The 25,372-nt window shown below is 49.8% G+C and carries 26 protein-coding genes and 1 tRNA gene; 12 read left to right on the plus strand and 15 right to left on the minus strand.

Annotated features, from left to right (window positions below):
* Window positions 1-223, minus strand: a 223-nt coding sequence (locus A3844_RS27835) for a transposase (RefSeq protein ID WP_074107031.1), incomplete at its 3' end; no start/stop codon positions are given.
* Between the two features lie 305 nt (window positions 224-528).
* Window positions 529-2,106 (minus strand): gamma-glutamyltransferase, encoded by a 1,578-nt coding sequence (gene ggt / locus A3844_RS27840; protein ID WP_074109152.1) that lies wholly within the window; start codon window positions 2,104-2,106, stop codon window positions 529-531.
* A 337-nt stretch (window positions 2,107-2,443) separates the two neighbouring features.
* Between ggt and chrB the strand changes: the two genes are divergently transcribed.
* A complete protein-coding gene (gene chrB, locus A3844_RS27845; protein ID WP_371916006.1) occupies window positions 2,444-3,022 on the plus strand; it encodes a chromate efflux transporter ChrB in 579 nt (192 codons plus the stop codon).
* Complete coding sequence (gene chrA / locus A3844_RS27850; protein WP_074085820.1) at window positions 3,023-3,562, plus strand: chromate efflux transporter ChrA; 540 nt, start codon at window positions 3,023-3,025, stop codon at window positions 3,560-3,562. It abuts the gene before it with no gap.
* A 19-nt stretch (window positions 3,563-3,581) separates the two neighbouring features.
* On the opposite strand, the gene A3844_RS27855 is transcribed toward chrA, so the two are convergent.
* The gene (locus A3844_RS27855; protein ID WP_074109153.1) at window positions 3,582-3,959 is read right to left on the minus strand and encodes a PH domain-containing protein; all 378 of its coding nucleotides are present in this window, start codon (window positions 3,957-3,959) and stop codon (window positions 3,582-3,584) included.
* A 168-nt stretch (window positions 3,960-4,127) separates the two neighbouring features.
* On the opposite strand from A3844_RS27855, the gene A3844_RS32915 reads away from it, so the two are divergent.
* The 3 genes from A3844_RS32915 (at window position 4,128) to A3844_RS27865 (ending at window position 6,893) form a co-directional block, all read left to right on the plus strand.
* A complete protein-coding gene (locus A3844_RS32915; protein ID WP_167374756.1) occupies window positions 4,128-4,295 on the plus strand; it encodes a hypothetical protein in 168 nt (55 codons plus the stop codon).
* 104 nt (window positions 4,296-4,399) lie between these two features.
* Window positions 4,400-6,403: a ribosomal protection-like ABC-F family protein gene (gene abc-f / locus A3844_RS27860; RefSeq protein WP_074085822.1), complete on the plus strand. Its 2,004-nt coding sequence runs from the start codon at window positions 4,400-4,402 to the stop codon at window positions 6,401-6,403.
* Between the two features lie 16 nt (window positions 6,404-6,419).
* Window positions 6,420-6,893, plus strand: a complete 474-nt coding sequence (locus A3844_RS27865) for an ASCH domain-containing protein (protein ID WP_244169876.1) — start codon at window positions 6,420-6,422, stop codon at window positions 6,891-6,893.
* Window positions 6,894-7,037: 144 nt separating this feature from the next.
* Here the strand turns inward: A3844_RS27865 and A3844_RS32920 are convergent, their stop codons facing one another.
* The 4 genes from A3844_RS32920 to A3844_RS27880 form a co-directional block, all read right to left on the minus strand.
* Window positions 7,038-7,190, minus strand: a complete 153-nt coding sequence (locus A3844_RS32920; protein WP_167374755.1) for a hypothetical protein — start codon at window positions 7,188-7,190, stop codon at window positions 7,038-7,040.
* Between the two features lie 201 nt (window positions 7,191-7,391).
* Window positions 7,392-8,009, minus strand: coding sequence for an NUDIX hydrolase (locus A3844_RS27870; protein ID WP_074109154.1), 618 nt, complete (start codon window positions 8,007-8,009; stop codon window positions 7,392-7,394).
* A gap of 41 nt (window positions 8,010-8,050) precedes the next feature.
* Window positions 8,051-9,004 (minus strand): TRM11 family SAM-dependent methyltransferase, encoded by a 954-nt coding sequence (locus A3844_RS27875; protein ID WP_074085824.1) that lies wholly within the window; start codon window positions 9,002-9,004, stop codon window positions 8,051-8,053.
* 46 nt (window positions 9,005-9,050) lie between these two features.
* The gene (locus A3844_RS27880; protein ID WP_083607062.1) at window positions 9,051-9,479 is read right to left on the minus strand and encodes a winged helix-turn-helix transcriptional regulator; all 429 of its coding nucleotides are present in this window, start codon (window positions 9,477-9,479) and stop codon (window positions 9,051-9,053) included.
* Between the two features lie 532 nt (window positions 9,480-10,011).
* Between A3844_RS27880 and A3844_RS27890 the strand changes: the two genes are divergently transcribed.
* Window positions 10,012-11,367, plus strand: a complete 1,356-nt coding sequence (locus tag A3844_RS27890; protein ID WP_074109156.1) for a dipeptidase — start codon at window positions 10,012-10,014, stop codon at window positions 11,365-11,367.
* 174 nt (window positions 11,368-11,541) lie between these two features.
* Here A3844_RS27890 and A3844_RS27895 read toward each other — a convergent pair.
* The 3 genes from A3844_RS27895 to A3844_RS27905 all read right to left on the minus strand — a co-directional run bounded on the left by A3844_RS27895 (window position 11,542) and on the right by A3844_RS27905 (window position 14,951).
* Window positions 11,542-11,615, minus strand: a tRNA-Gly gene (locus tag A3844_RS27895).
* A 73-nt stretch (window positions 11,616-11,688) separates the two neighbouring features.
* The gene (locus A3844_RS27900) at window positions 11,689-13,812 is read right to left on the minus strand and encodes a putative bifunctional diguanylate cyclase/phosphodiesterase (RefSeq protein ID WP_074109157.1); all 2,124 of its coding nucleotides are present in this window, start codon (window positions 13,810-13,812) and stop codon (window positions 11,689-11,691) included.
* A 176-nt stretch (window positions 13,813-13,988) separates the two neighbouring features.
* The gene (locus A3844_RS27905; RefSeq protein WP_074085828.1) at window positions 13,989-14,951 is read right to left on the minus strand and encodes an aldolase catalytic domain-containing protein; all 963 of its coding nucleotides are present in this window, start codon (window positions 14,949-14,951) and stop codon (window positions 13,989-13,991) included.
* Between the two features lie 239 nt (window positions 14,952-15,190).
* Here A3844_RS27905 and A3844_RS27910 point away from each other — a divergent pair, with 239 nt between their 5' ends.
* The 4 genes from A3844_RS27910 (at window position 15,191) to A3844_RS32925 (ending at window position 17,915) form a co-directional block, all read left to right on the plus strand.
* Window positions 15,191-15,433, plus strand: a complete 243-nt coding sequence (locus A3844_RS27910; protein ID WP_074085829.1) for a FeoA family protein — start codon at window positions 15,191-15,193, stop codon at window positions 15,431-15,433.
* A complete protein-coding gene (feoB, locus tag A3844_RS27915; RefSeq protein ID WP_074102156.1) occupies window positions 15,430-17,442 on the plus strand; it encodes a ferrous iron transport protein B in 2,013 nt (670 codons plus the stop codon). Before A3844_RS27910 ends, feoB begins: the two co-directional genes overlap by 4 nt.
* A gap of 45 nt (window positions 17,443-17,487) precedes the next feature.
* The gene (locus tag A3844_RS27920) at window positions 17,488-17,682 is read left to right on the plus strand and encodes a FeoB-associated Cys-rich membrane protein (protein ID WP_074085831.1); all 195 of its coding nucleotides are present in this window, start codon (window positions 17,488-17,490) and stop codon (window positions 17,680-17,682) included.
* 95 nt (window positions 17,683-17,777) lie between these two features.
* Window positions 17,778-17,915: a hypothetical protein gene (locus A3844_RS32925; RefSeq protein WP_167374757.1), complete on the plus strand. Its 138-nt coding sequence runs from the start codon at window positions 17,778-17,780 to the stop codon at window positions 17,913-17,915.
* A 145-nt stretch (window positions 17,916-18,060) separates the two neighbouring features.
* On the opposite strand, the gene A3844_RS27925 is transcribed toward A3844_RS32925, so the two are convergent.
* From A3844_RS27925 to leuB, 5 genes are all read right to left on the minus strand, one after another.
* Complete coding sequence (locus A3844_RS27925) at window positions 18,061-19,626, minus strand: leucyl aminopeptidase (RefSeq protein ID WP_244169877.1); 1,566 nt, start codon at window positions 19,624-19,626, stop codon at window positions 18,061-18,063.
* Between the two features lie 112 nt (window positions 19,627-19,738).
* Window positions 19,739-20,842, minus strand: coding sequence for an ATP-binding protein (locus A3844_RS27930; RefSeq protein WP_074102157.1), 1,104 nt, complete (start codon window positions 20,840-20,842; stop codon window positions 19,739-19,741).
* A 345-nt stretch (window positions 20,843-21,187) separates the two neighbouring features.
* Window positions 21,188-21,595, minus strand: coding sequence for a hypothetical protein (locus tag A3844_RS27935; protein ID WP_074085833.1), 408 nt, complete (start codon window positions 21,593-21,595; stop codon window positions 21,188-21,190).
* Between the two features lie 224 nt (window positions 21,596-21,819).
* Window positions 21,820-22,359 (minus strand): peroxiredoxin, encoded by a 540-nt coding sequence (locus A3844_RS27940; RefSeq protein WP_074085834.1) that lies wholly within the window; start codon window positions 22,357-22,359, stop codon window positions 21,820-21,822.
* Between the two features lie 239 nt (window positions 22,360-22,598).
* Window positions 22,599-23,681, minus strand: coding sequence for a 3-isopropylmalate dehydrogenase (leuB, locus tag A3844_RS27945; protein WP_074085835.1), 1,083 nt, complete (start codon window positions 23,679-23,681; stop codon window positions 22,599-22,601).
* Window positions 23,682-23,956: 275 nt separating this feature from the next.
* Here leuB and A3844_RS27950 point away from each other — a divergent pair, with 275 nt between their 5' ends.
* Complete coding sequence (locus tag A3844_RS27950) at window positions 23,957-24,937, plus strand: aldo/keto reductase (RefSeq protein ID WP_074109162.1); 981 nt, start codon at window positions 23,957-23,959, stop codon at window positions 24,935-24,937.
* Between the two features lie 233 nt (window positions 24,938-25,170).
* On the plus strand, window positions 25,171-25,372 hold a 202-nt coding region (locus tag A3844_RS27955), incomplete at its 3' end, for a helix-turn-helix domain-containing protein (protein ID WP_074109158.1).

A 25,372-nucleotide genomic window follows, 5' to 3' on the forward strand; every position in this document is an offset into this window, starting at 1 on the left:
GGAGGTCCTGAAATTGAGCCGCATCTTGCTGGATCTGCTTAGTTTCGTTTTGTTTTCTTACCATAAGGTCATCCACCTCATCCTGATATTGGCGAACCCAGTTTCCAAGGGTCTTGGGAGAGAGGCCATGCTTCCGGGCTACCGCCTCTATCCGATACCCCGAGAGCACCTCCACCACAAACTCCTTCTTGGTTTGTATGGGGCACCGAAATCGTCTTTTCATGGATACTTCCTCCACTTCTTTTAGTGTATCTGAAGTGGTTAAAAGTGTCCAAATGGATTAGGGGGCTAAAAAGAAAAGTCTCACTAATTCTACTGACAGCGGACATTTGGGATGACATGCTTGAATTAGGTGTACAAAATCCCATTAACTCCTTCTGTCGCCAGGGTTACAGCCAATTTAGTTTACCTTTTTCCACTTCGCTTAAGTTCCAAGGAGCTTCGCTACGTTCATCAAGCTTCAAGTCTACGTTACTGTACAAAGTGCAACAGGCTCTACTTTGAACAGAAATCCATCCTACTCCCGGCCTACCAGCCAATAGCGGCCCCATCGCAGCGTGGATCTGTTCCTCCGCTGCGATAGCCGTTGCCATCGATAGCAATCGCATGAGCATGCCCTACAATTCCATCATAGTCCCCCACGGTGCGCACCAGATGGCCGGCTTCAGATAGCTGGCTTAGCACTGCGGGTGCCACTCTACCCTCCACCTTCAACTCCTGGGTGGGCTCGCCCCAGGTTCTGCCCCATACAAAACGCGGTGCGTTCACAGCCGCCTGGGGGTCCATCCCGTAATGCAGCATACGGGTCAGAAGCAGACTCTGCGTCTGCGGCTGGCCTTCCCCGCCCTGCGTGCCATAGAGATAGGCCGGCTTGCCGTCACGGCAGGCCATCGCCGGCATCAACGTGTGAAATGTTCGCTTATGCGGCTCCAGCGTATTGATGTGCCCGGGGTCCAGCGAGAAAAATGAGCCCCTGTTCTGCAGCAGAATCCCCGTATCGCCAGCAACGATGCCTGAGCCAAATTCAAAGTACAGGCTTTGGATAAAGGAAACTGCGTTTCCTTCATCATCTACTACCGCCGCAAAGGCGGTATCCCGGCCCACCGGCTCACTGCCAAGCGCTGCTGCCTTCGCAGGTGAAATCGAAGCCGCCAATTGCTCTGCATACCGTTTATCCAGCAACTGCTCCAGCGGAATCCTGCTGAATGCCGGATCCGTGAGTACCCGGTCCCGGTCGCGGAAACTCAGCTTCAAGGCCTCAACCAGCAAGTGGTAATATTCATAGGAGCCATGCGTGATGTCTCCAAAATTGTAGTGTTCCAGGATATTTAGCGCCATTAGCGCCGTGAACCCTTGAGAGTTCGGCGGAACCTGATAGACCGTGTGGCCATGATAATCCGTAGATATCGGCTCGTCCCAGTTCCCCTCATGAGCGGCAAAATCCTCGCGGGTGAGATACCCGCCGGAAGCCCGCATATAATGACCTATATCTCCGGCGATCTTCCCCTTATAAAAGGCGTCCCTGCCCCCAACTGCCAGGACCCGCAGCGACGCAGCCAGCTGCTTCTGCACAAACCTGCTCCCGGCTGCCGGAACCGTACCGCCGGGAAGATAGATCGCGGACGCCGCCGGTGACAGCGCCGCTCCTGCCAGCATGCTGTTGCCGTATTGGTCCGGCGACAGCGGAAAACCGCCCGCGGCGTAGCCAATCGCCGGCTCCAGTACCTCCCCCAGGGTCAGGCGTCCATACTCGCGCTGGACGGCTGACCAGCTGTCCGCCATTCCGGGTACCGTGATGGCACTGCGTACCCCGCGTCTCGGAATCGCATCCTCGCCGGCGTAACAGTCTCTGCGGACGCCGTAACCGGAACGTCCGCTGCCGTTGTAAGCCCGGACACGCCCTTCACCAGCGCTGTAAGTGAGCCAAAAAGCATCGCCGCCCAGTCCCGTCATATGCGGATAGACCACACCGAGCGTTGCGCTGACCGCTACCGCCGCATCAAAGGCGTTGCCTCCGTTTTGCAGAATTCGCGCTCCGGCGGCAGAAGCCAGGTAATGGGGGCTGACCACCATCGTTTTTGTGCCGATTACAGGACCTGTCGTCATGCTACCCATCTCCCATTTGTCGTTCAAGTTAGTGTCATTTAACAGCACCGTAAAAACCTTTGTCAATCCGGGCAAAAGAAAACGCACGAGCCGCTCCTATTTTTTGTGAGCTGTGCACAAAGTTTCGTGGAACCGCCTTCCTCCAGGTAGCTGGGAACCGATGAATTGTATAGAATAAGCTCAAAAAACAGACTATCGCCTCCGGGGTGAGTATGGGGCAAATGCAATCAACGCAGCTACCAAGCCTGCCAACTGATTCGTCTGCACTTGCGCTACCCGCTTTGTAAGAATGAAGCCAACTTTGGGAACGCTCAGCAAATATATTAGGAGGTGTCACGTGAACAACAAAGACAACCCATATATACAGCTCACCGTTGCTATGTGCAGGACGGGCATACTCGGTTACGGCGGCGGGCCCTCCGTGATTCCCTTAATCCGCCATGATGCCGTGACCCGTTACGGGTGGCTGACAGATGATGAATTCGGAGAAACACTGGCTATCGCGAATGCCCTTCCAGGCCCTATCGCCACCAAGATGGCTGCCTATCTCGGCTATAAGCTGAAAGGAGTCAGAGGTGCAATCATCTCTGTGCTGGCGCATATCCTCCCGAGCGGGATCGCCATGATCGCCCTCCTCTCCGCAGTCAACTATTTGAGCGGTTCCAAGGTAGTGGGGGGAATGATCGCCGCCGTTTCGCCTGTCATCGCAGTGATGCTGGGACTCATGGCTTACGAATTTGCCCAAAAAGCCTTTAAAGGCCTGGGCAAGCGGATCGGCGCCGCTTTTCTGCTGCTCGCCCTGGTGCTGCTTGAAGTGTTGCATATCCATCCGGCGATTGTGATCGTGCTGTTCCTCGGTTATGGAACCGTTCACTACCGGATACTCGCAAAAAAACAAAAAGGAGGGACCGCCTAAATGGAATGGCTAAAACTGATTTACGGCTTTTTTATGGCTAATCTGCTAGGGTATGGCGGCGGCCCCTCCTCCATCCCGCTGATGTATGAGGAAATCGTGCCGCATTATGGCTGGCTTACCGATCAGGAGTTCTCAAATATGCTGGCACTTGGCAATGCGCTGCCCGGTCCGATCGCTACCAAAATCGCTGTTTTCGTCGGTTATGATGTCTACGGGTGGCCGGGGATGGCCGCAGCGCTGATCGCTACTGTAGTTCCTTCCGCGGCGGCACTGATCTTCCTGCTGGGCGTTATGCAAAAATACAAGCAGTCGCCCGTAGTGAAAGGCATGACCCTGCTTGTACAACCAGTAATCGCTATTATGATGATTATACTTACCTTGAAAATGGCCAAAGGCCCCGCCGAATCCATCGGCATCTGGCAGACGCTGATCATTGCTGCAATCGCCTATTGGGCGATACAGAAGCTTAAACTACATCCTGCGCTGGTGATCCTGGCTGCATTCACCTATGGCGGACTGGTGCTCCGTTATACGGTTTAGCAGCCTTGCCACCCTGAGCTTACTTTAAAATATACTGGGACAGCACCGCCTGAACCTCGTAAATATTCACGGACTTATTGAAGGTCTTCTTCAGCGGTAACGCGCTTCCCGAGACATACAGGCATAGCTCCGCATCCAGATCAAAGTGACCGGCCGTCTCCACAGAGTAATGCGATATGCTTTTGTAAGGGATCGAATGATATTCTGTCTTTTTGCCGGTTACCCCTTGCTTATCCACGAGAATCAGCCGTTTATCCGTAAATATGAACATATCTCTGACCAGTTTATAGGCCCGCTCAATGTTTTCCTGAGGCGCAAGAATCTGCGCGAATTCCCGCTGAACATCTGTCAGCGCCACCTGGGTGGCATTGCCCAGCAATCCGTTAAAAATCGCCATCGCCAAGTCCCCGTTTCCTAGTTTGATTTGGCAAATCTTCCTCTGCCATATACTCATACTACTTAAGAATTCCATTAGATATGCACAGGCGCTCTACTTTTGCTCTTGCATATTCAGCCGATATTGGTTACACTATTCCTAAATTTGTATGAAGGAGGTGTAGGAGGAATGGATCACAATCGGACCAATAGTGTTAGCAGCCGGCTGATTAATATTATGGCTGGCATCGTTCATGTAAATGCCGACAACGGGAGAAGTCTGTCCATTTACAAGAATTCAATAACACTACAACATTGTGAAATGCCTTTCCTGCCTACGCTTCAACGGACGCTATAAGACCGGAGAACGATCAAGACCGCGGGGAAATTTCCCTGCGGTCTTTTTGTTTTTGAAGATGGACCAGAGCAGCGATAGGGCATTCCTATAAAAGGAGAATACCTATGATCATCTCATGTCAAAATGTTCAAAAATACCACGGTGCCCAGCTCGTGCTGAGCGATGTTACCTTTGATATACGCCAAGGCGAAAAAATCGGCCTGATTGGCCGCAACGGCTGCGGCAAAACTACCCTCTTCCATCTGCTCAGCGGCGAAGAACGTCCCGAGCAGGGGCAAATCTCCATCCGTAAAGGCAGCATCGTTGGATTGCTGGCCCAAATTCAGGAAGTGAATGACGAAGAAACCGTATATGCAGTCCTTCAGCGGAGCTTTGCTGAACCCCTGAAGTGGCAGGCACGCCTAAGGGAGCTCGAGCTGGAAATGTCCGTACCGGATGCTGCCGCAAGCGGGCAGAGCTGGAATCGGCTGCTTAAGGAATACGGTACGCTTCAGGAGAAATTTGAAGCCGCTGGAGGCTATGAAATTGAATCCTCTATCCAGCGCGTAGCCACAGGCCTTGGCATCGGTGCCGGACAATATGACCGCCGCTTCTCTTCCCTCTCCGGCGGCGAGAAGACCAAAGTCGGCCTGGCGGAGCTGCTGCTGCGCCGTCCGGATATTCTGCTGCTGGATGAGCCGACGAACCATCTGGATATGGAAGCCATCGAATGGCTGGAGCAGTTCCTGCAGGATTACGACGGAACAGTAGTAGCTATCTCCCATGACCGCTACTTCCTCGATGCTGTAGTGAAGAAAGTGATTGAGATCGAAGACGGTGAAGCCTTCACATTCCATACCAATTACAGTGGCTACCAGATCGAGAAGGAAGCCCGGCTGCTGCGGCAATTTGCCGACTACCAGGAGCAGCAAAAGAAAATCAAGCAGATGCAGGAAAGCATCAAACGGCTAATTGAATGGGGCAACCGCTCCAATCCGCCGAATCCTTCCTTCCACCGCCGGGCTGCCTCAATGCAGAAGGCACTAGACCGGATGGTAAAGGTCAAACGTCCGATTCTGGAGCGCAAAGCTATGGATTTGCAGCTCCAGCAAGAGGACCGTACCGGTAACCAGGTTGTCATTCTTGACCGGATTGGCAAAAGCTACGGAGACCGTACCCTCTTCTCGAAAGCCAGTGAAGTTCTGCGGTATGGTGAGACCACTGCACTGATCGGCGGCAACGGCGCAGGTAAAAGTACGCTGCTTCGGATCATTCTGGGCCAGGAACTGCCAGACGAGGGAAGCTGCACACTCGCCTCCAGAGCGGTTGTCGGCTATCTGGCACAGGAAGCTGTTCCCGAAGACGGAACACTGTCAGTGCTGCGGTACTTCCGCGAGGAGGCAGGTCTCGAGGAGGGTGAAGCCCGTGGACAGCTGGCGCGGTTTCTCTTTTACGGAAGTGATGTGTTCAAGAGTATCGCAAGTCTCTCCGGGGGCGAATGGACACGGCTGCGGTTCGCAGTGCTGATGCACCGCCGTCCGAATCTGCTGATTCTGGATGAACCCACCAATCATCTGGATATCGATTCCCGCGAGGCGCTGGAAGAGGCACTCGAGGAATACCCCGGCACCGTGCTGGCGGTATCCCATGACCGTTATTTCATCAACCGCTGCTTCGGGAAGCTCTGGTCCATCGCGGAAGGAAGATTCAGCGCTTTCTCCGGGAACTACGAGTATTTCAAGGAAAAGCAGGCTGAGAAGGCTGCACGCTTGCTATCTTCGAACAGCAGCAGTAAAGGAGAACTGCAACCATATCCTGCCCTAAGGTCCAGCAGCAACCCATCTGACGCTAAGGCTATCACTTCAGAGGCAAGGCGAATGGAGAAGGGCGAAGCCAAACGCAACAGTTCTTCCTCTGCTGCCGCCTCCGGGAAGTCACGCCCTCCAGGATACTGGGAGCAGAGGATTGCCGAAACGGAGGAGCAGATTGGCTCTATCGATACTGAAATGCTTGCCCCGCTGATCTCCAGCGATGCACATAAGCTCGCAGAGCTCCAGCTCATCCGGGACGCCGTTCAGGAGAAACTGGATGAACTGTATGCCTGCTGGATGAACGAAACCGAGCAATAATTATAGAGAGAACGTGGTGAAGAACGTGAAGGAAAACCCTATAATCACTGAATACTGGAATGCTTATCTGGAGGAGTATCCTGAAGCGGCAGCGTTGTACGACAGTGCCTGGTCATTTGGGGACAATGCCCGGCTGGCCGATGAGCTGCTTGCACTAGTGCTAAGGGGAGTCAAGACCGGAACGGCCATGAATTATGAGTTGAATGAGGTACGCGGACTGCCTTTGCCTTTTATTGGCGGACATTCTATCCTGCTGGACAGCATAGGTGCCCCGCGCGGAATAATCACAACCACAAAATGTGAAATTATCCCCTTTCACGAAGTGACTGCGGAATTTGCCTATTCCGAGGGGGAAGATGACCGAACCCTGGAATCATGGCGGTTTCATCATGAAGCGTATTTTACTAGAGAGATGAAGGCTTATGGTATGACCTTTAATCCAGATATGCGGATAGTCTGCGAGAATTTCGAACTGGCCTTCCGCAAATAAATACAATCGGCGAATCTAGTGAACGGATAATTTATTGTGTGAAACAAATAAATTATATATCAAAAAGGCTGCTTCTTCTTCACGAAGAGGCAGCCTTCATTGTATAGTTTCAATTTGTTAGAAGTAGTAGCCCTGCTGTAAGCTCTAGTGCAAAAAACCCATAACCCAGCCTATAACTGAAATCCATAAAGGAATGCTGATGAGGATGCCCCATACCAAGCCATTGGCAATGTTGCCTTCTGCAGGACGTGTCATGCTCTCCTGCGCAAGCGGAAGTCTCAATTCTTCTTGTTCCATGCGATCCCCTCCTAAAATATCTATCGTCACAGTAGAGGAAAAAATGTAGACCGCCTGGCCCAAAAAGTAAAATTATCGGTGATTTTTTAGATATAAAGGCTCAGCGGATTGGTTTTGCAAAGGCTTACATAATTATCATTAACCAGTTTTTGACTCCATTAAAACTTATATTTCAATTATTCATATATCATATGCATAGTTCTAGTCCAAAATGACCGGTTTTTCGGGATTCCGCAAAAATTGAAACATCGTTCGCAGCTGTTCCTTTGTATTCCGTTCTTCCGACAGCTCCGGCAGCTCGTCCTCGCCAAAAAAGGCCACACCGCTTGTCTCCACGCCTTCAGCCGCTTCACCGCCCGTAATCCGGCAGAGGATAAACATTTTGTAGACGTGGTACGGCTCAGGGGGATGGTGATGGAACTTCTTGTCCAGCACTGCCAGCAGACGCACTGCTTCAGCCTTGAAGCCTGACTCCTCCGCAATTTCCTTGACCACGACTTCACTTGGTGAAAGTCCGATATCAGCCCAGCCGCCGGGAAGTGCCCAGTTGCTGTCCAGCTTTTCACGGACCATCAGAATCTTATCCTCACGGAAAATCACGCCGCGCACATCAACTTTAGGTGTAGCATAGCCCTCTTCACTGGCAAAAGCGAGTCTGATCTTCTCCTTGCCTTCATAGGTGTAGTTCGCGAGAATATCCACGCTCAGTTCCCGCAAGGCCTGATAACGTTCAATATCATAGACATCCTTGGCATATGTAAGTCCAGTCTGGGCAATCGCCTGTATCTCCTTGGCCCAGGTTAACCATTGCTGTTCCATAACCGCACCGCCTCCAGTAGATATCGGCATAAAATCACCATTTACTCACAAAGCATCAAATGCCGGGAGAACGCACCTTTCTTCGCTATGCAACGGTCGATAATAGTGAAGCCTGCATCAGCTATCATCTCGTCCACCGCTTCAATGGCGACAATGACAACCCGGTCAGCAATTCGGCGGGTATGGACCAGGATCGCAAGCTGCTCTTCTGGTGTAATCCGCGAATATAAGTTGTAGGGCATATCTACAATCGCTACATCATAATGATCTTCAATGTCCGCGATATCTCCCAGCGTAACAGTGCTGCTGAACCCGAAATGGGCGATATTTGTGCGTGCACCGGCAACAATTTGAGGATTAATGTCACGCCCAACGATATCAATGCCCATTGACAGCGCCTCTACCATTACTGTGCCAATACCGCAGCAAGGGTCTATAGCCCGTACACCGGCAGGATGAGGAATTGCCATATTGACAGCCGCCCGCGCTACACGCGTGCTTAGGGCAATCGAGTAGCTGCGCGGTTTTTTCATCTGACGGAACCACGTTGCCTTATTCTTATGATAGGCTCCGAAGTACCAGCGTCCGCCCAGCGTCACAATACCATACACCAGCTGCGGGTGATTGACATCCGCTTCCCCCTCGATTCGCAGGCCGATTTCCCGCTCGATCACTCTGCGTTCATCATACTCTATTTTTTCCGCCGGGGACAAATCATTTGTCTTCACAAAAATCACCTTGAATGACTGCCCTTGCACTTCTACCTGCTCGGTCTGACTATAGATCTCCTCCAGGCTGTCTCCGGCATACATGACATCAATCCGTTCCTTGATAAACGGGCTGCGGCTGACATCAACTCGAATCCCGCTCTCAAAAATCGCTGCCGGAATCTCCCGGCCAAATAGACACCGCAGCTCCATGCCACATAAGGATTCTTCATCCCCTGTACAGGCGTAGGTATAGATGTAAGTTCTTGTATTTGAATTCACTGACACTCTCTTATTCCGCTCCTATCGTTTCCGCGTCATGCGCAGGTTCTGCCTATTCTACAGCGGGATAACCCGCCAATTCCGTATCTTGATGATCACTGTCGTAACCGCTGCGTGCTTTAGCTATTTCTCCACGATTCCCGTTCACCCATTCCACCAAAGAGGCTAGTGGCTGCAGCAGGGATTCCCCAAGCTTCGTAAGCCCGTATTCAACGGTTAAAGGTACCGTAGGGGTTGCTTTGCGCCAGACCAGTCCATCCCGCTCCAAATGGCGGAGCGTCTGCGTCAGCATGCGCTGGGAGATACCGCCGGATCGCCGCTGAAGCTCTTTGAACCGTAAGGATTCAACCCCCAGATTGACAATGATCAGCACACTCCATTTATCCCCAACCCGGTCTAGAATCTGCCGTGTAATCGTGCAATCTTCCAGCATTGGCAGCTGCCGGATATCCTCCAGCCGATGACTCATTGTATGGTCCAAAATGGTTACCTCCATGTAACTTAAGCAAGTAATAGTGCCTTCTTGCCGCTTAAGCTCATTCAGTCTATCATGGTTACTGAAAGTAATCAACAACCTGAAGGGAACTGATAAAGAATGCCCAAAACAATAGCGATCGTAGGTGCAGGGCCAGGACTCGGTCTGTCCATTGCCAAGAAATTTGGTACAAACGGTTTTCAAGTCGCTTTGATCCAAAGGGAATCTATGTAGCGCACCTGGCCATAGGCGCATTTATCAAGCCCGGCACCGCTTCCGATCCGGGTCTTATTGCCGATGCCTGGTATGACTTATACACAAACAAGACTCAAGCCGAAGATACTTTTCCTCAAGGTGTTACTCCCGCAACCATCCTCTGGTAGGGATTTCCGATTCCTTTGATCCATCGTGAGTTCTCCAGTATAATGGAGGCATTACACTGCCAAAAAAAGCCTGCGGTGCATTGCCTTGAGCTTCAAGCTCAGGGCTTGCACTGCCTGTTTTGCGCAGCGAAACTCCAAGGAGGTACATATACACTATGTCTTACGAAGCTTATTTTCAGACTGAGCGTGAAGCTCAGCTTGCCGAATTGAAAGAATGGCTGACAATCCCCAGCATTTCGGCTCTCTCTACCCACAAGGATGATGTATTGTCCGCAGCACACTGGCTTCTGGACACACTAAAGCGCGCCGGGCTGGAGAATCTTGAGCTTCATCCCACTGCGGGCCACCCTGTGATCTATGCCGATTATCTTCATGCCCCCGGCAAACCAACTATTCTGGTCTACGGCCACTATGATGTGCAGCCGGTCGATCCGCTTAACCTATGGACCACACCGCCATTTGAACCGGAAATCCGTGACGGTAAGCTGTACGCGCGCGGAGCAACCGATGATAAAGGCCAGGTATTCATGCACATCAAAGCCATTGAAGCCATCCTGAAGCAGGAAGGCACCCTCCCGGTCAATATCAAGCTGTGTATTGAAGGTGAAGAAGAGATCGGCAGCGTCAATCTGCCGCCTTTCCTGGAAGCCAGTAAGGACAAGCTGGCAGCGGATGCCGTGCTGGTCTCTGATACCTCCCTGCTGGAACGCGGACGCCCTGCCATCTGCACCGGCCTTCGCGGCCTCTGCTCGCTGGAAGTCACCGTAAACACAGCATTGACCGATCTTCACTCCGGTTCATACGGCGGCGGTGTACCGAATGCGCTTCATGCGCTGGTCTCTTTATTAAGCTCGCTCCATGATGACAAGGGCCGTGTCGCCGTTGAGGGCTTCTATGAGGGTGTTCCTGAGCTATCTCCGCTGCTGCGTGAAGAATTCGCCAAGCAAGGCGTTGATGAAGACAAAATCAGAGCAAGTCTTGGCCTGGAGCAGTTGTATGGCGAAGAGGGCTTTAGCTTCGTGGAGCGGGTTGGTGCCCGGCCAACGCTTGAACTGAACGGTATCTACGGCGGATTCCAGGGTGAAGGCAGCAAGACCGTTATCCCTAAAGAAGCCCACACCAAAATCACCTGCCGCCTTGTCGGTAACCAGGACCCCCAGCATATTCTGGATGCTGTCGAAGCTCACCTTATTGCCAATATCCAGGCGGGAGCGAAGGTCCAGGTGAAGCAAATGGAGAAAGCCCGCGCCTTCAACATTGACCCTTCCCATTCAATTCTGCAGACGGCGGCTGATGCCTACGGCAAAGTATACGGCACCCGCGCTCTCTTCACCAAAGACGGCGGGTCTATACCGATCATGGAAAGCTTCTCACGCATTCTAAAAGCACCGGTAGTGCTGATGGGTTTTGGTCTGGATGACGAGAACCTCCATGCTCCGGATGAGCACTTCAATCTCGAGAACTTCGATAAAGGCCTGCTGACCATTGTCGAATTCCTGAAGACCGTCTAAGCGCGCCCAGCCGGGTATGCTAAAAGCCAGGGTTTCCAGCATTTTGCGGAGACCCTGGCTTTCTATTTTGATATGCCCTATTTTCTGCTCTACCGGTATGAAGCAGACAAACGTTTACCGAAAAATACACAAATAAAAAACCCTTGCATAACAAGGATTTCGGAGTTTAAAAGTTGGAGCGGGTGATGGGAATCGAACCCACGCTATCAGCTTGGAAGGCTGAAGTTCTACCATTGAACTACACCCGCATTGGGTAGTGAAGACAAAAAATATTGTATCATTCCCAAGAATAAAATGCAACCCTTCGGATTCGTTTACTTGTTAAGAAGGCATTCCCAGTGAGGACTTTAGAAAAAACATTTCGAATTCGGCAGCCTTAACCGGTTTGCTGAACAGATAACCTTGTGCCTCATGGCAATGCTGCTGGCGTAAGAATTGCAGCTGCTCCTTATTCTCCACACCTTCCGCTGTTACTTTCAGTTTTAAGTGATGAGCCATAGACGTTATAGTCGATACAATAGCTGCATTGTTACTGTCCTCCATAACTTCTGACACGAAGGATCGGTCAATCTTCAGCCGGTCAATCGGCATATCCTTCAGATAATGCAAGGAACTGTATCCGGTCCCGAAATCATCAATACTGATAAAAACTCCAAGTCTCTTCAAGCGGTTCAATTGATCGAATGCAGTTTCTTTGTCTAATGTCATACTCTCTGTAATCTCCAGATCAACATAACACGGGTCGAGCCCGATGTCCTTTAGAATGGCATCGATTTTACCCGCCAGATTCGGCTGCAAAAATTGGCGCATGGACAGGTTAATCGAGACACAAATCGGCCGGTATCCGGCGTTCTGCCAGCTTTTATTCTGCAGGCATGCTGTTTTTAGAACCCATTCCCCGATCGGAACAATCAGTCCACTCTCTTCGGCAATAGGAATAAAGTCTACTGGAGATACCAGTCCCCGCTTCGGATGATCCCATCGCAGCAGTGCTTCCATGCCCACAATTTCTTCCGAATCGAGCTGAACTTGCGGTTGATATACCAAGTAGAACTCGTCCCGCTCCAGTGCCCGGCGCAGATCATTCTCCAGCTTCAGACGTTCCTTCGCTTTCATCTGCATAGCAGGTATGTACCGGCGGATTTCAACCCCCTGGTCCTTGGCATTGTGCACAGCAGTATCTGCATTCTGAATCAGCTGTTCTGCCGTAGCTCCGTCACCAGGGTAAATACTCATGCCCAGACTGAGTGAAATATGGTATTCTCCTGATTCCAGCTGTACAGGCGTTTCGAATAGCTTCAAAAGTTCACCCGCCCGAATCAGGCAATTCTCTACGCCAGTCCGGTCGTACATCAGAAAAGCAAATTCATCCGCTCCCATGCTGTACAGCTCTTCATTCAACTTCACATCATTTCCAATGCGCTTCGAGACCAGTTGAAGCAAAAGATCCCCGGCATAATGGCCGAGAGAGTCGTTGATATTCTTAAAATGGTTAATATTCATAATCACTAGTGCAGCGAATCCGCGGCTTTTATCCCGTTCACCTTGAATCACGATTTCTTCCATTCGCTGCATAAGGCGGCGTCTATTCGGCAGTCCTGTCAGGTCATCGTGGTATGCCAAATAGTTAATCCGGGCTTCAGCCTGCTCATTTTCTTGAAAAGGCTCTTCGATCGTAAGCCGGTATACTCCCTTCAACAGAAGGTAATAGGCGACTCCACTGCTAAGCATGCCAAACAAGTAATCCATTTCCCCTACGCTCAGCGGATTCATAAAGAATACCTGTCCGAGAGCAAAAAAGATCAATGAGCGGATAATAATCAGAATGGAAGCCGACTTGTCTGCTTTGCCAGGGTATACAATAAGCACCACCGCAAGCAGGTATACAAAAAGAACAACCAAATCCGTTAAATGCTGCAGTCCCGAGACCCATGAATAACCCGATATCCACGGAGTCAGCATGTAGCCAAAAATAAATACAGCCAAAGCCACCAGGATCATCACAAAGGAAACCCGGAATACCTTATGCTTATCTTCAACTGCTACCGGCTTATCTGCCCTGCTGAAAATGAATAAAATCCCCAGCGCACTGGCTAAACGTGAGAAGGTGAGCAACCATAGGGATTGTTCTGCATTTATATAGGAAGATATTGCAGGAATGCCTGCAAAGCTTAGCGTATGCAAAAAGTCTAAAATGCAGACACCCAAAAAAAGAGCAGAAGTGTGCAGTCTTGCTTTGGATAGCCGGTTAGCAAAGAACAGCCAGCCCTGGGCAAAAATCGCAAATGCGAAGGCCACATTGCAGCAGCCAATGATAAGATAGAGTGCAGACAGCATATCTTTATCTTCTATATTCCCAAGCGGCGTCCGAAAAATTTGAATCAGAAGGAACAGTACGGCCCCTATAATCGCCGCATGAATGGTCTTTTTCTCTTCTTGTCTCATAGGTCCCTCGCGTCTGAAATTGATATCTATAATAAGTGAATGGATATATTTATGTCCTATGTATAAATATCGGTTTGATAGCTCCTTAAAGTTACATTCAGCTTCTTATAAAACAAATAAAACAAATAAAAAAGCACTTCCCCCTGTTGAAGAGTTCAGTGCTCCTTATGAAGCCTTTATTTATCTCCAAAATTCACTTCAGGCGTGGTCAGCTTGTCATAGAATTCAACGGCTTTGTCTTTCTGTTCAGATGCACGCAGCGCCATTGCAGAACGCGGATGCTCATCCAGTGTTCCCGTAATCATGTACGGAATGATATAACCCCATTCTTCCTTCTCACGAAGAGGAATCATCAGTCGTTCAACAATATCGATTACAGGACGGAGCGTGTATTTCGTATTCTTCAAATGGGTAACCAGCAGTTCGGTTGGGCAGTTGCCCGCAGCACGTCCCATCCCGTAGCAGGAAGCATCCAGCAGTTCTACACCCTTGTCGGCAGCTACTAGTGTATTAGAGAAAGCCAGCTGCAGATTATTATGGGTATGTACGCCCAAACGCTTATTCGGCAGATGAGTCTGGAACTTCTCCACCAGATAATGAACGTCTTTATGATCCAGGCTTCCGTATGAATCTACAATATACACAACATCTACAACGCTCTCGCGAATCTGTTCAAAAGCCTCCAGCAATTCGTTCTCCATAACATTCGACAAAGCCATAATATTAATGGTAGTCTCATAACCTAGATCATGGAAGGTTTGCACCAGCTGCAGTGCCTTGTCCACATCTTTGCTGTAGCAGGCTACACGGATCAGATCCAGCATACTTTCACTGCGAGGTAAAATATCATTCTCGTCCACCCGCCCAATATCCACAAGTGCAGAGAGCTTGGTATGGCCCTTCTGCGGGATAACTTTTCTAAGAAAATCATCATTCAAAAAACGCCAAGGCCCAGCCCCCTCAGCTCCCTTAAGCAGCTTAGGTGAATTCTTATACCCGATTTCCATATAATCAACACCGGCTTCATTCAGACCGGCATACAGATTTTGAACAAATTCAACACTGAAATCCCAATTATTTACCAGCCCTCCATCACGGATGGTGCAGTCGACAATTTTGCTCTGATTACTCTTGACCATTGTGTTTCTCCCTTCAACTATAACCTTCATTTTCCCGCCAGGACAGACTTCCTGTGCAGTTATTATCGTTCAATCATACTGAGCGAAGAAACAATTGTAAAGAAAATTTCAGATTATCCACATAACCCTTTTTACCGGGGTTGCGCAATGACAAATATCACTGTAAAATGTCACCTAAAATGCTACAGTACAAGAAAACAATTGAGATTGATTATCAATCTCTCTCAGGGGGATTACAAATGGCTTCTACATCCTGCTCCTTACTGCGCTTAGAACCGGGCTCCATGGGCTCCATCCAAAGAATTGAAGGAATGAATCCCATCTTGCGGCGCCGCTTGGCTGATCTCGGGGTGTCTGAAGGTGTTATGATCCGTCTGAAAGGAAAAGGGCCTTTTCTTGGTCCCATTACCTTAGAATGCAACGGTCAACTATTCGCCATCCGCCGGAAGGAAGCCTCCATGATCGAGGTGAATGTCTCATGAGTTCAATAGCACTCGTAGGGAATCCTAATACTGGTAAAACTTCGCTTTTCAATACATTGACCTCTTCCTATGAATATGTGGGTAACTGGGCGGGGGTAACGGTAGAGAAAAAGGTCGGAAGCCTGAAGAATGGTGCCGGCAAGCTGATAGATCTTCCAGGCATATATTCACTGCACCCGCTCTCCCGTGATGAGGGTGTGGCCACGCAATATCTGACCGAGGAATCCCCGGAAGCCCTCATTAATATCGTTGACGCCTCCCAGCTTGAACGGAACCTGCTACTCACACTTCAATTGCTTGAATACGGCAAACCTACTGTCCTGGGACTCAACATGATGGATGTGGCTAAAGCGCGCGGCATCTCGGTCAATCCTGAAGTGCTCCAATCACGCCTTGGTATTACCGTCCTCCCGCTGATTGCCAGAACCGGCAAAGGCAGCGGACAAGTACTTAGCGTTCTGGAGAAAACCTCGGCTATTCCCCGGGTAACCTTCAAACTGGATTATGGTGAATTGGCCGAGGAAGCCATCGCTTCTATTGAAAAAGAATTACAGGCTATTCAGGGTCTGCCGAATCTGCGCTGGATTGCACTTCAATTAATGGAGCAAAATCCGGTGGTTCTAGAACTGCTCAAAAAGCGCGTAGATACTTCACGACTTATGGCCATCTGCGACAGCTGTCAGAGTGAACTGCAGAGCCGCAAGCTTGCATTGACGCTGCCTCAATGGATTCGTTCAGTGCGTATGGACTTTATCCGCTCTCTATGTGCAGCTGCAATGGATACTACGCTTATCAAACCGCATAATTTGACCGAACGGCTGGATGCTGTCCTGACTCACCGTTTCCTCGGCCTCCCTCTGTTCATCATCTTCATGTACGCCATGTTCAAGACAACCTTTGACTGGATCGGCGGTCCTTTGTCTGATATGGTGGATGGCTTTATTTCCGGCCCGCTCAGCGATGGAGCGAATTCACTCCTTCAGACGATTGGTGCATCAGGATTTACACATGCGCTTATCGTGGACGGAATCATTGGCGGGGTTGGTGGCGTAGTAGTATTCGTCCCGCAGATTTTCATTCTGTTCCTGATGATTTCTTTTCTTGAGGACTCCGGTTATATGGCTCGTGTCTGCCTGCTAATGGACAGTACGATGGAGCGCATGGGCCTTAACGGTAAAGCCTTTATTCCTTTTATTATCGGATTCGGCTGTAATGTACCTGCGATTATGGCTGCACGCAGTATCGAACAGCCTAAAGACCGCATGCTGACCACACTCCTTCTGCCGCTTATGTCCTGTTCTGCCCGGCTGCCGGTATATCTGCTGTTCGCAGCAGTATTCTTCCCTGCCCAACAGGCCACTGTAGTACTCACGATGTATGTGCTGGGTGTGGTGTTCGCACTTATTTTGTGCAAATTGTTCTCAAAATATCTGTTCAAAAATGAATCCTCCGTTTTCATCATTGAGCTGCCTCCTTACCGGATGCCGCAAATGAAGACCCTTGGACGCAGCACGTGGGAAAAAGGTAAGGGGTTTCTGCGCAAAGCCGGTACGATTATTCTCGCCGGTTCGGTTATCATCTGGCTGATGTCCTACGCCGGTCCTTCCGGACTGAATGTGGACATGGACAACAGTTTCCTGGCTAAGTTTGGCGGAATGATTGCGCCGCTGCTGCATCCGCTTGGATTTGGCACATGGCAGGCCGGTTCCACCCTGGTTCCAGGTTTCCTGGCCAAAGAGGTGGTGGTGTCCACCATGAATATTATCTACCATGCCTCGGATGCCGCCGGACTGGAAGGCCAAATCTCGCAGGTGTTCACACCGCTCAGCTCGGTCAGCTTCATGGCCTTTATCCTGCTCTACACTCCTTGTCTGGCTACTGTGGGGGTAATTAAGAAAGAGACAGCTTCATGGAAATGGACCTTTTTCTCCATAGGCTACTCTGTTGCGCTGGCGTATATTGTTGCACTGGTTATTTTTCAAGGCGGAAGCTTACTCGGATTGTCATAATGTCTGGTTAACCAAGAGTAATTTAAGCGAAAGCGGGGAACAGCAATGATTATTAATATACTAATTGTAGCGCTTGTATTTGGTTACTCCGGTTGGATGATCTACCGTCACGTACAGAAGGGCAAACAGGGCGCTTGCGCCGGCTGTGATAAAAGCAAAACCTGCGCAGCCGCTTCATCCGATTCTCCTTTCTCCTGCAGCGGAGGACCTGTAGATACCAAACATTCAGCCAAGGCTTGACCAGCCAATGCAAGCAGATTCGTTTAGGATCCCTGGGATGCGGGTATGTTACTAATAAGCAATTACAGCCAGACCAACCCAAGGAGGGAATACACATGAATACCAAAAAGACGTTATGGACTACAGCAGCACTTGGAGCAGCCTACCTGCTCAGAAACAAGGATGCGCGTAACAAGGTCATGAATGGCATTCAATCAATAACTTCCCAGATGAGAGCCAAAAAGAACATCTAGCCGGAACGTTGGAACAGATTGGACAACGCTTATAGGTTATTATAGCTACCCTGCAGAATAGGCGAATTCTTATATCTTTGCCAAAAGCCGCAAGACCTTGAAATAGAGGTCTCGCGGCTTTTGGTTGTAATCGATTTAGAAATGGCTAGCCTTCGACTGTATTTCTAGAACGTTCTTCTTCGCAGGGGCTTAAATGAAGTAAATATTGTAAAAGCGTGCGCACCATTACCCCCGTTGCTCCCTTAGGATTCACTCCGCGTTCCTTGGACAGAAATGCCGTTCCGGCAATGTCCAGATGAATCCATGGCAGACCCTCTGCGAACTCGCCGATGAACAATCCTGCCGTTGTGGCTCCGCCGTATCTCCCTGCCGCATTACGGATATCAGCCACCTCGCTCCGCAGCATTTCCCGGAACTCGGGATACACTGGCAGCTTCCAGATCCTCTCTCCAGCTCTAATCGAAGCCGTCTCTAATTCCTCCATCATTGTCTCGTTATTGGTTACAGCTCCTGTTGCAAGGTCACCCAGAACCGATAGCACAGCACCTGTCAGGGTCGCTACATCGATAATCCGCTCTGCTCCCCACTCCCGGGAATAGGTAAGTGCATCCGCCAGTATAATTCGGCCTTCCGCATCGGTATTTAATATTTCAATGGTTCGTCCGCTCAGGGAGGTAACGATATCTCCCGGTTTGAAGGCATTTGGTGCAGGCATGTTCTCAGCGGAAGGAATAACCATTACCACGTTAATCCGCGGACGCAGCGTGCCCAGCGCATCCATGACCCCGAGCACCGCTGCTGCTCCACCCATATCGCTGATCATGTCTTCCATGCCTGGCGCTCTTTTCAGGGAAATACCACCGGTGTCGAACGTAACGCCTTTACCGATAATTGCTGTAACATCCTCCCATTGGTTAGTCCCCTGGTAACGGATTACGATCATCCGCGGTGGATGTACGCTTCCTTTGCCGACCGCAAGCAGGCCTCCCATACCTTTTTGTTCGATCTCCTGTTCATCAAGTACTTCTGCAGGGAATCCGTGCCGCTCAGCAATTTCTATCGCGGCCCTTGCAAGTGTTGAAGGTGTCAGCAGATTCCCCGGAAGATTGGTAAGATGGCGTGCCAAACAGGTCGCTTCACCAAATGCCTTTCCCTGCTTAATCCCTTGTATCCATTGATCAGTCTCTACGGTCTCCGCTATCCGTTCCATATGCAGTACAACAGACTCAAGACCGGTGTAGACTGGCTGTTCCCGCTTGTAATGCATCCGAAGGTATCCACCTAGAATAATACCCTCCACGAGCGCTTGGCTGGCCTCATCAGCTCCAATAGCAGTCAGTAGACTTAAGGTGTCAGGCACCTGAATAAGAAGCCTGCCAGCCTTCAGCTTGAGTGCAGCGCGAGCTGCTTGAGCAGCTAGAACACGAAGTTCCTCCGCTTGAAGAAGGCCGCTTCCGCTGCCGGCCAGAATGACAACAGGTAACTCAGGCATTCCTTCTACGGGGATAGCATAGGTTTGGTTCAGCTTGCCGGCGAATAATCCGGCTTTAGCCAGCATACTTATTTGTCTGGACCATTCAGCAGCCTTATTGCCACCTTCACATTCAGCCTCAGATATAACGATACATAAGGCATCACCCTGTAGTGACTTTGACGGGCTGCCGCTGCTCCAATGAATATCGATAATAATCCCTCCTCGCCAGTAGCCCAATGATGTTTTCCTCCACCATAACACAGCGAGGCTGATTCCTACACAGACTTGCTGCGCGGGAATCAGCCTCTCATGAATCTAATTTACCTAAATATACAGGTGTGATATTGAATTACTGAATCAGTGGCAGTGAAATGACAAATCGCGTGCCCTCGTTAAGCCGGCTGCTGACTGAAATGCATCCCCCATGGTTCTTGATAATCCGGTCACTGACGGACAAACCAAGTCCAGTCCCGTTTTCCTTCGTGGTGAAAAAAGGATTGAACAACCTGTCCAAGGTGCAGATATCCATCCCTTTGCCATTATCAGAGATAAAGATACGAACCTCTGCACCTTCCCTGCGTGCCCCCAGCTCGATCCTGCCCATAGCGTCATCCACTTTTTCAGTAATTGCTTCCATCGCATTTCTTATCATATTGAGAACGACCTGCTTCATCTGTTTGATATCGCCGGAGATGATCATATCCTCCTGAAACGGCTGAAGCTGGATCTCACAGCCTTTCATTAATGCTTCACTTTCGGTAAGCAGGACAACTTCCTTAAGCAGCCCCGACACAGAAATCATGGCTACCTGAGGCACTGAAGGTTTGGAGGACATAAGAAATTCGTGAATAATATCATTGGCCCGATCAATCTCCGCTAATATGATCTTGGCGTATTCCTCCTTGCCCAGCTGATGAAGATGGGGATGAAGTAATTGTATAAAACCGCGGATCGCTGTAAGCGGATTACGGATTTCATGAGCAATCGAAGCTGACAATTTGCCCAACATCACCAGACTGTCGTTCTGATATGCTGTTTGCTCAATCAGCTTGTAGTCGGAGATTTCCTTGAACGTGAACAGATAGCAGCCTTTCATTTGTTCGCCACTGCATAAAGTTACTTTCCAATACCGGCCGTATTCATCTACAAACTCATAGCTTGGCTTACCTTTTTTCATGATTTCACGATATCCGCGCAATACCTGTTTCTTCTTGAACCGGTTCATCTGGATATTAGACAATAAATGAATCATAGTGCAGCCCAACAGCGAATGTCTGCTCAGTCCCAGAATAGCATACATTTGCTTGTTCACAAATGTTAGTACTCCTTCTTCATCAAAAAGCATGATTCCGCTGTCCATTTGCTCGAGTACATCCTCATATGTAGTAGTCATCGGCCCAGTTTGAAACGTTCTTGCCGGCAGAAGCAAGCTTTCCTGATATTGGCTTATCACGATACGAAGTTCCCCCTTTTACTGCATTTGACGAAGACGCTTAAGCGACATCAAATTACTATGTATATGAGTATATGACGAAGCCGCCAGAACATTCGGAAATCGTATTATATTATCCAACCGTTTCAACTATATTCCAATCATATCCAAGAGAAGCAGACAACGCAATCAGAGAAACTGTCGAATTGCAAAATTATTCCTAAAATGATTCTAAAGACACACTTATTCCTATTGTGAAACCAGTTTCCCTCCTCTTTTAGTTAAACTGACTGCAAAAAGAGCCCCCGCTATAGCGAAGGCTCTGGATCTACATATCAGGCTGCTCCAACAAACAGTCTGTTTCTTTCAGGCTTTTTGCTGCAAGCGGTGGCGCCGCTGACTCATAACAGCCAGACGTTTCTTAAGCTCCCGCTCCCATTTGGTATCTTCGATCTGCTTGGCTACGGCCAGCAGGTCAAGGGCCATATCAATCTGGCTGCGCACGATGTGCAGCGGATCTTCACTCTCTACATTGATGACATTCTCGAAAATAGCTTCCTCGTCTTCCATCACATAATCCTGGAAATCAACATCTGTGACACCGTCTCCATGGGCATATTCGGCCAAGATTTCATATTCATTTTCAACTTTATAATGTACCTCTACCCGGTGGCAGACCGGGCAAAAAAGCAGGGGAACATTATGGACTTGCGTGCGATAATGCTTTAGGGTTCCCTTCGTTCCAACCATACTCGCTCCACAGCAAAAGCTCATTTTTGTTCACCCTCCTTGGTATTTACATTGATTTAATATTATATTACACAATGGCAGCGGAGATTCCTCGCCTTGAAGCTATAAATTAACCTTTGCGCCCATTTTCAAACGGGAGTTCCGTTGCCTATAGGCTATTTGGTGCAAAAAACCCCCTCGCCGGGAATTACTCCCGCAAGGAGGTTTTTCTAAATATCTCAAAGATCAGTGCTTAACTGAGCCCTTGCTTACAGGTTCTTGTCGCCGGGTTTCCAGTTCATGGCGCACAATCCGCCTGATTGCAAAGCTTGCAGAACACGGAGAGTTTCTTCTACACTGCGGCCTACATCATTGTGGTTAACTACCTGATACTTCAGTTCACCGTCAGGATCGATGATGAACAAGCCGCGCAGTGCGATCCCTTCTTCTTCAATCAGGATGCCATAATCACTGGCAACCTTCTTAGTGATATCAGATGCCAGCGGAAAGTTGATGGGTCCAAGACCGTTCGAATCCTTAGGTGTAGTGATCCAAGCCTTGTGGCTGTGTACCGAATCGATACTTACTCCAAGAATTTCGGTATCAAGTGCCGTGAAATCAGCTGCAGCATCGCTTAATGCTGTGATTTCTGTAGGGCATACAAAGGTGAAATCAAGCGGATAAAAGAAGAATACAAGCCATTTGCCGCGATAGTCGGACAAGCTTACCTTACCGAAATCTTTACCGTCGCCCGTTACGGTTTCCATTGTAAAATCTGGGGCTGGTTTACCTACCAAACGTTCTGCCATTGCTTAAATCCTCCTTTGAGTATGTAAGAAAAACAATTGTTGAAATCCACTTCCAGTGCAATATGCTTTTCTTGATTGGATGAGTTGGTGAATACTTGTTGCTATAGACCAAATGGTATCATCGTACAAAATTAAAGTCAATATTACAGTCATTACTTTTTTATAATTATTATAAATAAGCAATTTTCTGTGAAGTTTTTTGTTTTTCTGCTTCAAAAGGAGAACCGCTGGATTACATCCTAGGCTTTACGGATAGCGGCGACAATGAGATCACCCATCTCTGTTGTGCTGATAGCCTTACTCTTGTCTACAGCGATATCACTGGTACGGTGTCCTGCATCAAGCACTTCTGCCACGGCAGCTTCAATGGCCGCTGCCGCTGCCTCATAACCAAAGGTCATACGGAACATTAGAGCGAGCGACAGAATCGTAGCGATCGGATTTGCCAGGCCTTGTCCGGCAATATCAGGCGCAGAGCCGTGTACCGGTTCATACAGACCGTAGCTGCCTTCGCCCAGCGATGCCGAGGCGAGCATACCAATCGAACCGGTCAGCATCGCTGCTTCATCACTCAGGATATCGCCAAACATATTCTCAGTCACAATAACATCAAAGCTGGCAGGACGACGCAGCAGCTGCATAGCGCAGTTATCAACGAGCACATGCTCCAGCTCTACTTGCGGATATTCCGGAGCAATTCTGTTCACAACCTCACGCCAGAGGCGTGAAGTCTCGAGAACATTCGCCTTATCGACACTTGCCAGCTTGTTGCGGCGTTTGCCGGCAATTTCAAAGGCCTGGCGCACGATGCGCTCCACTTCCGTAACATTATATACGCAAGTATCCACAGCTTCTTCGCCGAATTCACCTTGACGGCGCAGCTTGTCTCCGAAATAAATGCCGCCGGTCAGCTCGCGGACCACCATAAGATCCGTACCTTCCAGCACTTCCGGTTTCAGTGTTGACGCATCCTTCAGGCAGTCAAAAACGACAGCCGGACGCAGATTGGAGAACAGTCCCAGCGCCTTACGGATACCCAGCAGGCCAGTTTCCGGACGCAGTTCCTTCGGGTTGTTATCCCATTTCGGTCCACCGACTGCACCCAGCAGCACGGCATCCGCCTTGCGGCAGATCTCGAGTGTGTCCTCCGGAAGCGGAGTTCCCCGTTCATCAATGGCGATTCCGCCAAAGAGTGCCTGCTCGGTTTCAAACGCATAACCGAACAAATCTTCCATTCTTTTCAATACTTTCAACGCTTCTGCCACAACTTCAGGTCCGATACCGTCCCCGGCGATTACGGCGATTTTTTTGACCTCGCTCATTCCCGTCACTCCTCTGATTTCTGCTGCTCGCAGACATAGTTCTTCTGTATATTGTTGTATCATACCTAAGCCCAAAGGACAAAGATATAGATTCTATGGGAGTGATAGGCCCAGCCTATAACGCAAAGTAAATGAAGACGGGCCATTGCACTAGCGGTTCCCCACCCGGCAGGGCCTGTCTGTTCATTTGCTCTTGTTTCTTAAGTTGTTTACAATAAGTATGTACTTATTGAGATAACCGGCTTGGCCATTACAGTTAGAGGAGTTGTTGTGTGGTGCAGTACGCAAAGCTTGGAAAATCAGGTATGAAGGTAAGCCGCCTTTGTCTCGGAACGATGAATTTTGGTCCGATTACGGATGAAAAGGAAGCTTTCCGCATTATGGACGCCGCACTGGATGCGGGGGTCAACTTTTTTGATACGGCCAATGTGTATGGCTGGGGTGAGAATTCCGGACTTACCGAGACGATCATCGGACGCTGGTTCAAGCAGGGCGGCGGTCGGCGGGAAAAGGTAGTACTGGCCACCAAAGTCTACGGCGCCATGAGCGACAAGCTTGACGGCCCTAATGATGAAAGCGGTCTCTCGTCCTATATTATCCGGCGGCATCTGGAGGGCTCGCTCCAGCGTCTGCAGACTGATCACATTGAGCTGTATCAGATGCACCATGTAGACCGAAGTGTCTCGTGGGATGAGCTGTGGAGCGCCTTTGAACTCGCAGTGAGCCAGGGGAAAATCGGCTATGTCGGCTCCAGCAACTTTGCCGGCTGGGATATCGCAGTGGCGCAGCAGGAAGCCAAAGCCCGGGGATTCCTGGGGCTTGTATCGGAGCAGCATAAATACAGCCTCACCTGCCGTCTGCCGGAGCTGGAGGTTCTTCCTGCATCCCAGAACCTCGGTCTGGGGATTATCCCCTGGAGTCCGCTCGACGGGGGACTGCTGGGACGCAATGCGCTCAAGAAAATCGAGGGCAGCCGCAGCGGCGGGAACGCAGATCGGGTAGAACAGCACAAGAACCAGCTTGAAGCTTTTGCCGAACTCAGCCTTGAGCTTGGCGAACCACAGGACAACATCGCTCTGGCCTGGCTGCTGGCAAATCCCGCAGTCACGGCACCAATTATCGGACCGCGGACGCTGGAGCAGTTCGAAAGCGCACTGCGCAGCCTTGAAGTTGTTCTGGACGAGTCCGTACTGAAGCGACTGGACGAGATCTTCCCTGGCCCGGGCGGTGCAGCACCGAAGGCATATGCCTGGTAGAGTGAGTTCCATGTGAGCTCAAATCGCGCTCACGACTGCTGGAGCAAGTGCGGGTTAACAAGCAGAAGCAACAGGCGGGGAGCAGATCCCTCACTTCACACCGCAAAAAAGAAGCTGTTGTTCATGGCAGTCATTCTGGGGACTGACCCCGTAACGTGAGACAAATCAAAACACCTTCAAGAGAATGAAACCTTATCGTAAGATAGGGAGATAATCTTGGAGGTGTTTTTGCGTTGGCAACCAGAGTGAGCTACCCCGTAGAAATAAAGATGAAAGCTATAGAAATGAGATTGGCAGGAGTACCCGTGAGCGATGTTATGAAACAGCTGGGCATACGAAATAGGACGCAACTAAAGGTGTGGATGAAATGGTATCGGGAAGGCGAAATTCATCGCATGGAGCAACCTGTAGGTAAGCAATACAGCTTTGGAAAAG

It is taken from the genome of Paenibacillus helianthi (assembly GCF_001909055.1).
In the GTDB taxonomy this organism is placed as follows: Bacteria; Bacillota; Bacilli; order Paenibacillales; family Paenibacillaceae; genus Paenibacillus_AQ; species Paenibacillus_AQ helianthi.

What these genes read in the sequence shown, in the direction of transcription:
- ggt (WP_074109152.1), bottom strand. Translation starts at nt 2,106, where the DNA reads ATGACGACAGGTCCTGTAATCGGCACAAAAACGATGGTGGTCAGCCCC.
- chrA (WP_074085820.1), top strand. Translation starts at nt 3,023, where the DNA reads ATGGAATGGCTAAAACTGATTTACGGCTTTTTTATGGCTAATCTGCTA.
- A3844_RS27855 (WP_074109153.1), bottom strand. Translation starts at nt 3,959, where the DNA reads ATGGCGATTTTTAACGGATTGCTGGGCAATGCCACCCAGGTGGCGCTG.
- A3844_RS32915 (WP_167374756.1), top strand. Translation starts at nt 4,128, where the DNA reads ATGGATCACAATCGGACCAATAGTGTTAGCAGCCGGCTGATTAATATT.
- abc-f (WP_074085822.1), top strand. Translation starts at nt 4,400, where the DNA reads ATGATCATCTCATGTCAAAATGTTCAAAAATACCACGGTGCCCAGCTC.
- A3844_RS32920 (WP_167374755.1), bottom strand. Translation starts at nt 7,190, where the DNA reads ATGGAACAAGAAGAATTGAGACTTCCGCTTGCGCAGGAGAGCATGACA.
- A3844_RS27870 (WP_074109154.1), bottom strand. Translation starts at nt 8,009, where the DNA reads ATGGAACAGCAATGGTTAACCTGGGCCAAGGAGATACAGGCGATTGCC.
- A3844_RS27890 (WP_074109156.1), top strand. Translation starts at nt 10,012, where the DNA reads ATGTCTTACGAAGCTTATTTTCAGACTGAGCGTGAAGCTCAGCTTGCC.
- A3844_RS27900 (WP_074109157.1), bottom strand. Translation starts at nt 13,812, where the DNA reads ATGAGACAAGAAGAGAAAAAGACCATTCATGCGGCGATTATAGGGGCC.
- A3844_RS27905 (WP_074085828.1), bottom strand. Translation starts at nt 14,951, where the DNA reads ATGGTCAAGAGTAATCAGAGCAAAATTGTCGACTGCACCATCCGTGAT.
- A3844_RS27910 (WP_074085829.1), top strand. Translation starts at nt 15,191, where the DNA reads ATGGCTTCTACATCCTGCTCCTTACTGCGCTTAGAACCGGGCTCCATG.
- feoB (WP_074102156.1), top strand. Translation starts at nt 15,430, where the DNA reads ATGAGTTCAATAGCACTCGTAGGGAATCCTAATACTGGTAAAACTTCG.
- A3844_RS27920 (WP_074085831.1), top strand. Translation starts at nt 17,488, where the DNA reads ATGATTATTAATATACTAATTGTAGCGCTTGTATTTGGTTACTCCGGT.
- A3844_RS32925 (WP_167374757.1), top strand. Translation starts at nt 17,778, where the DNA reads ATGAATACCAAAAAGACGTTATGGACTACAGCAGCACTTGGAGCAGCC.
- A3844_RS27935 (WP_074085833.1), bottom strand. Translation starts at nt 21,595, where the DNA reads ATGAGCTTTTGCTGTGGAGCGAGTATGGTTGGAACGAAGGGAACCCTA.
- A3844_RS27940 (WP_074085834.1), bottom strand. Translation starts at nt 22,359, where the DNA reads ATGGCAGAACGTTTGGTAGGTAAACCAGCCCCAGATTTTACAATGGAA.
- leuB (WP_074085835.1), bottom strand. Translation starts at nt 23,681, where the DNA reads ATGAGCGAGGTCAAAAAAATCGCCGTAATCGCCGGGGACGGTATCGGA.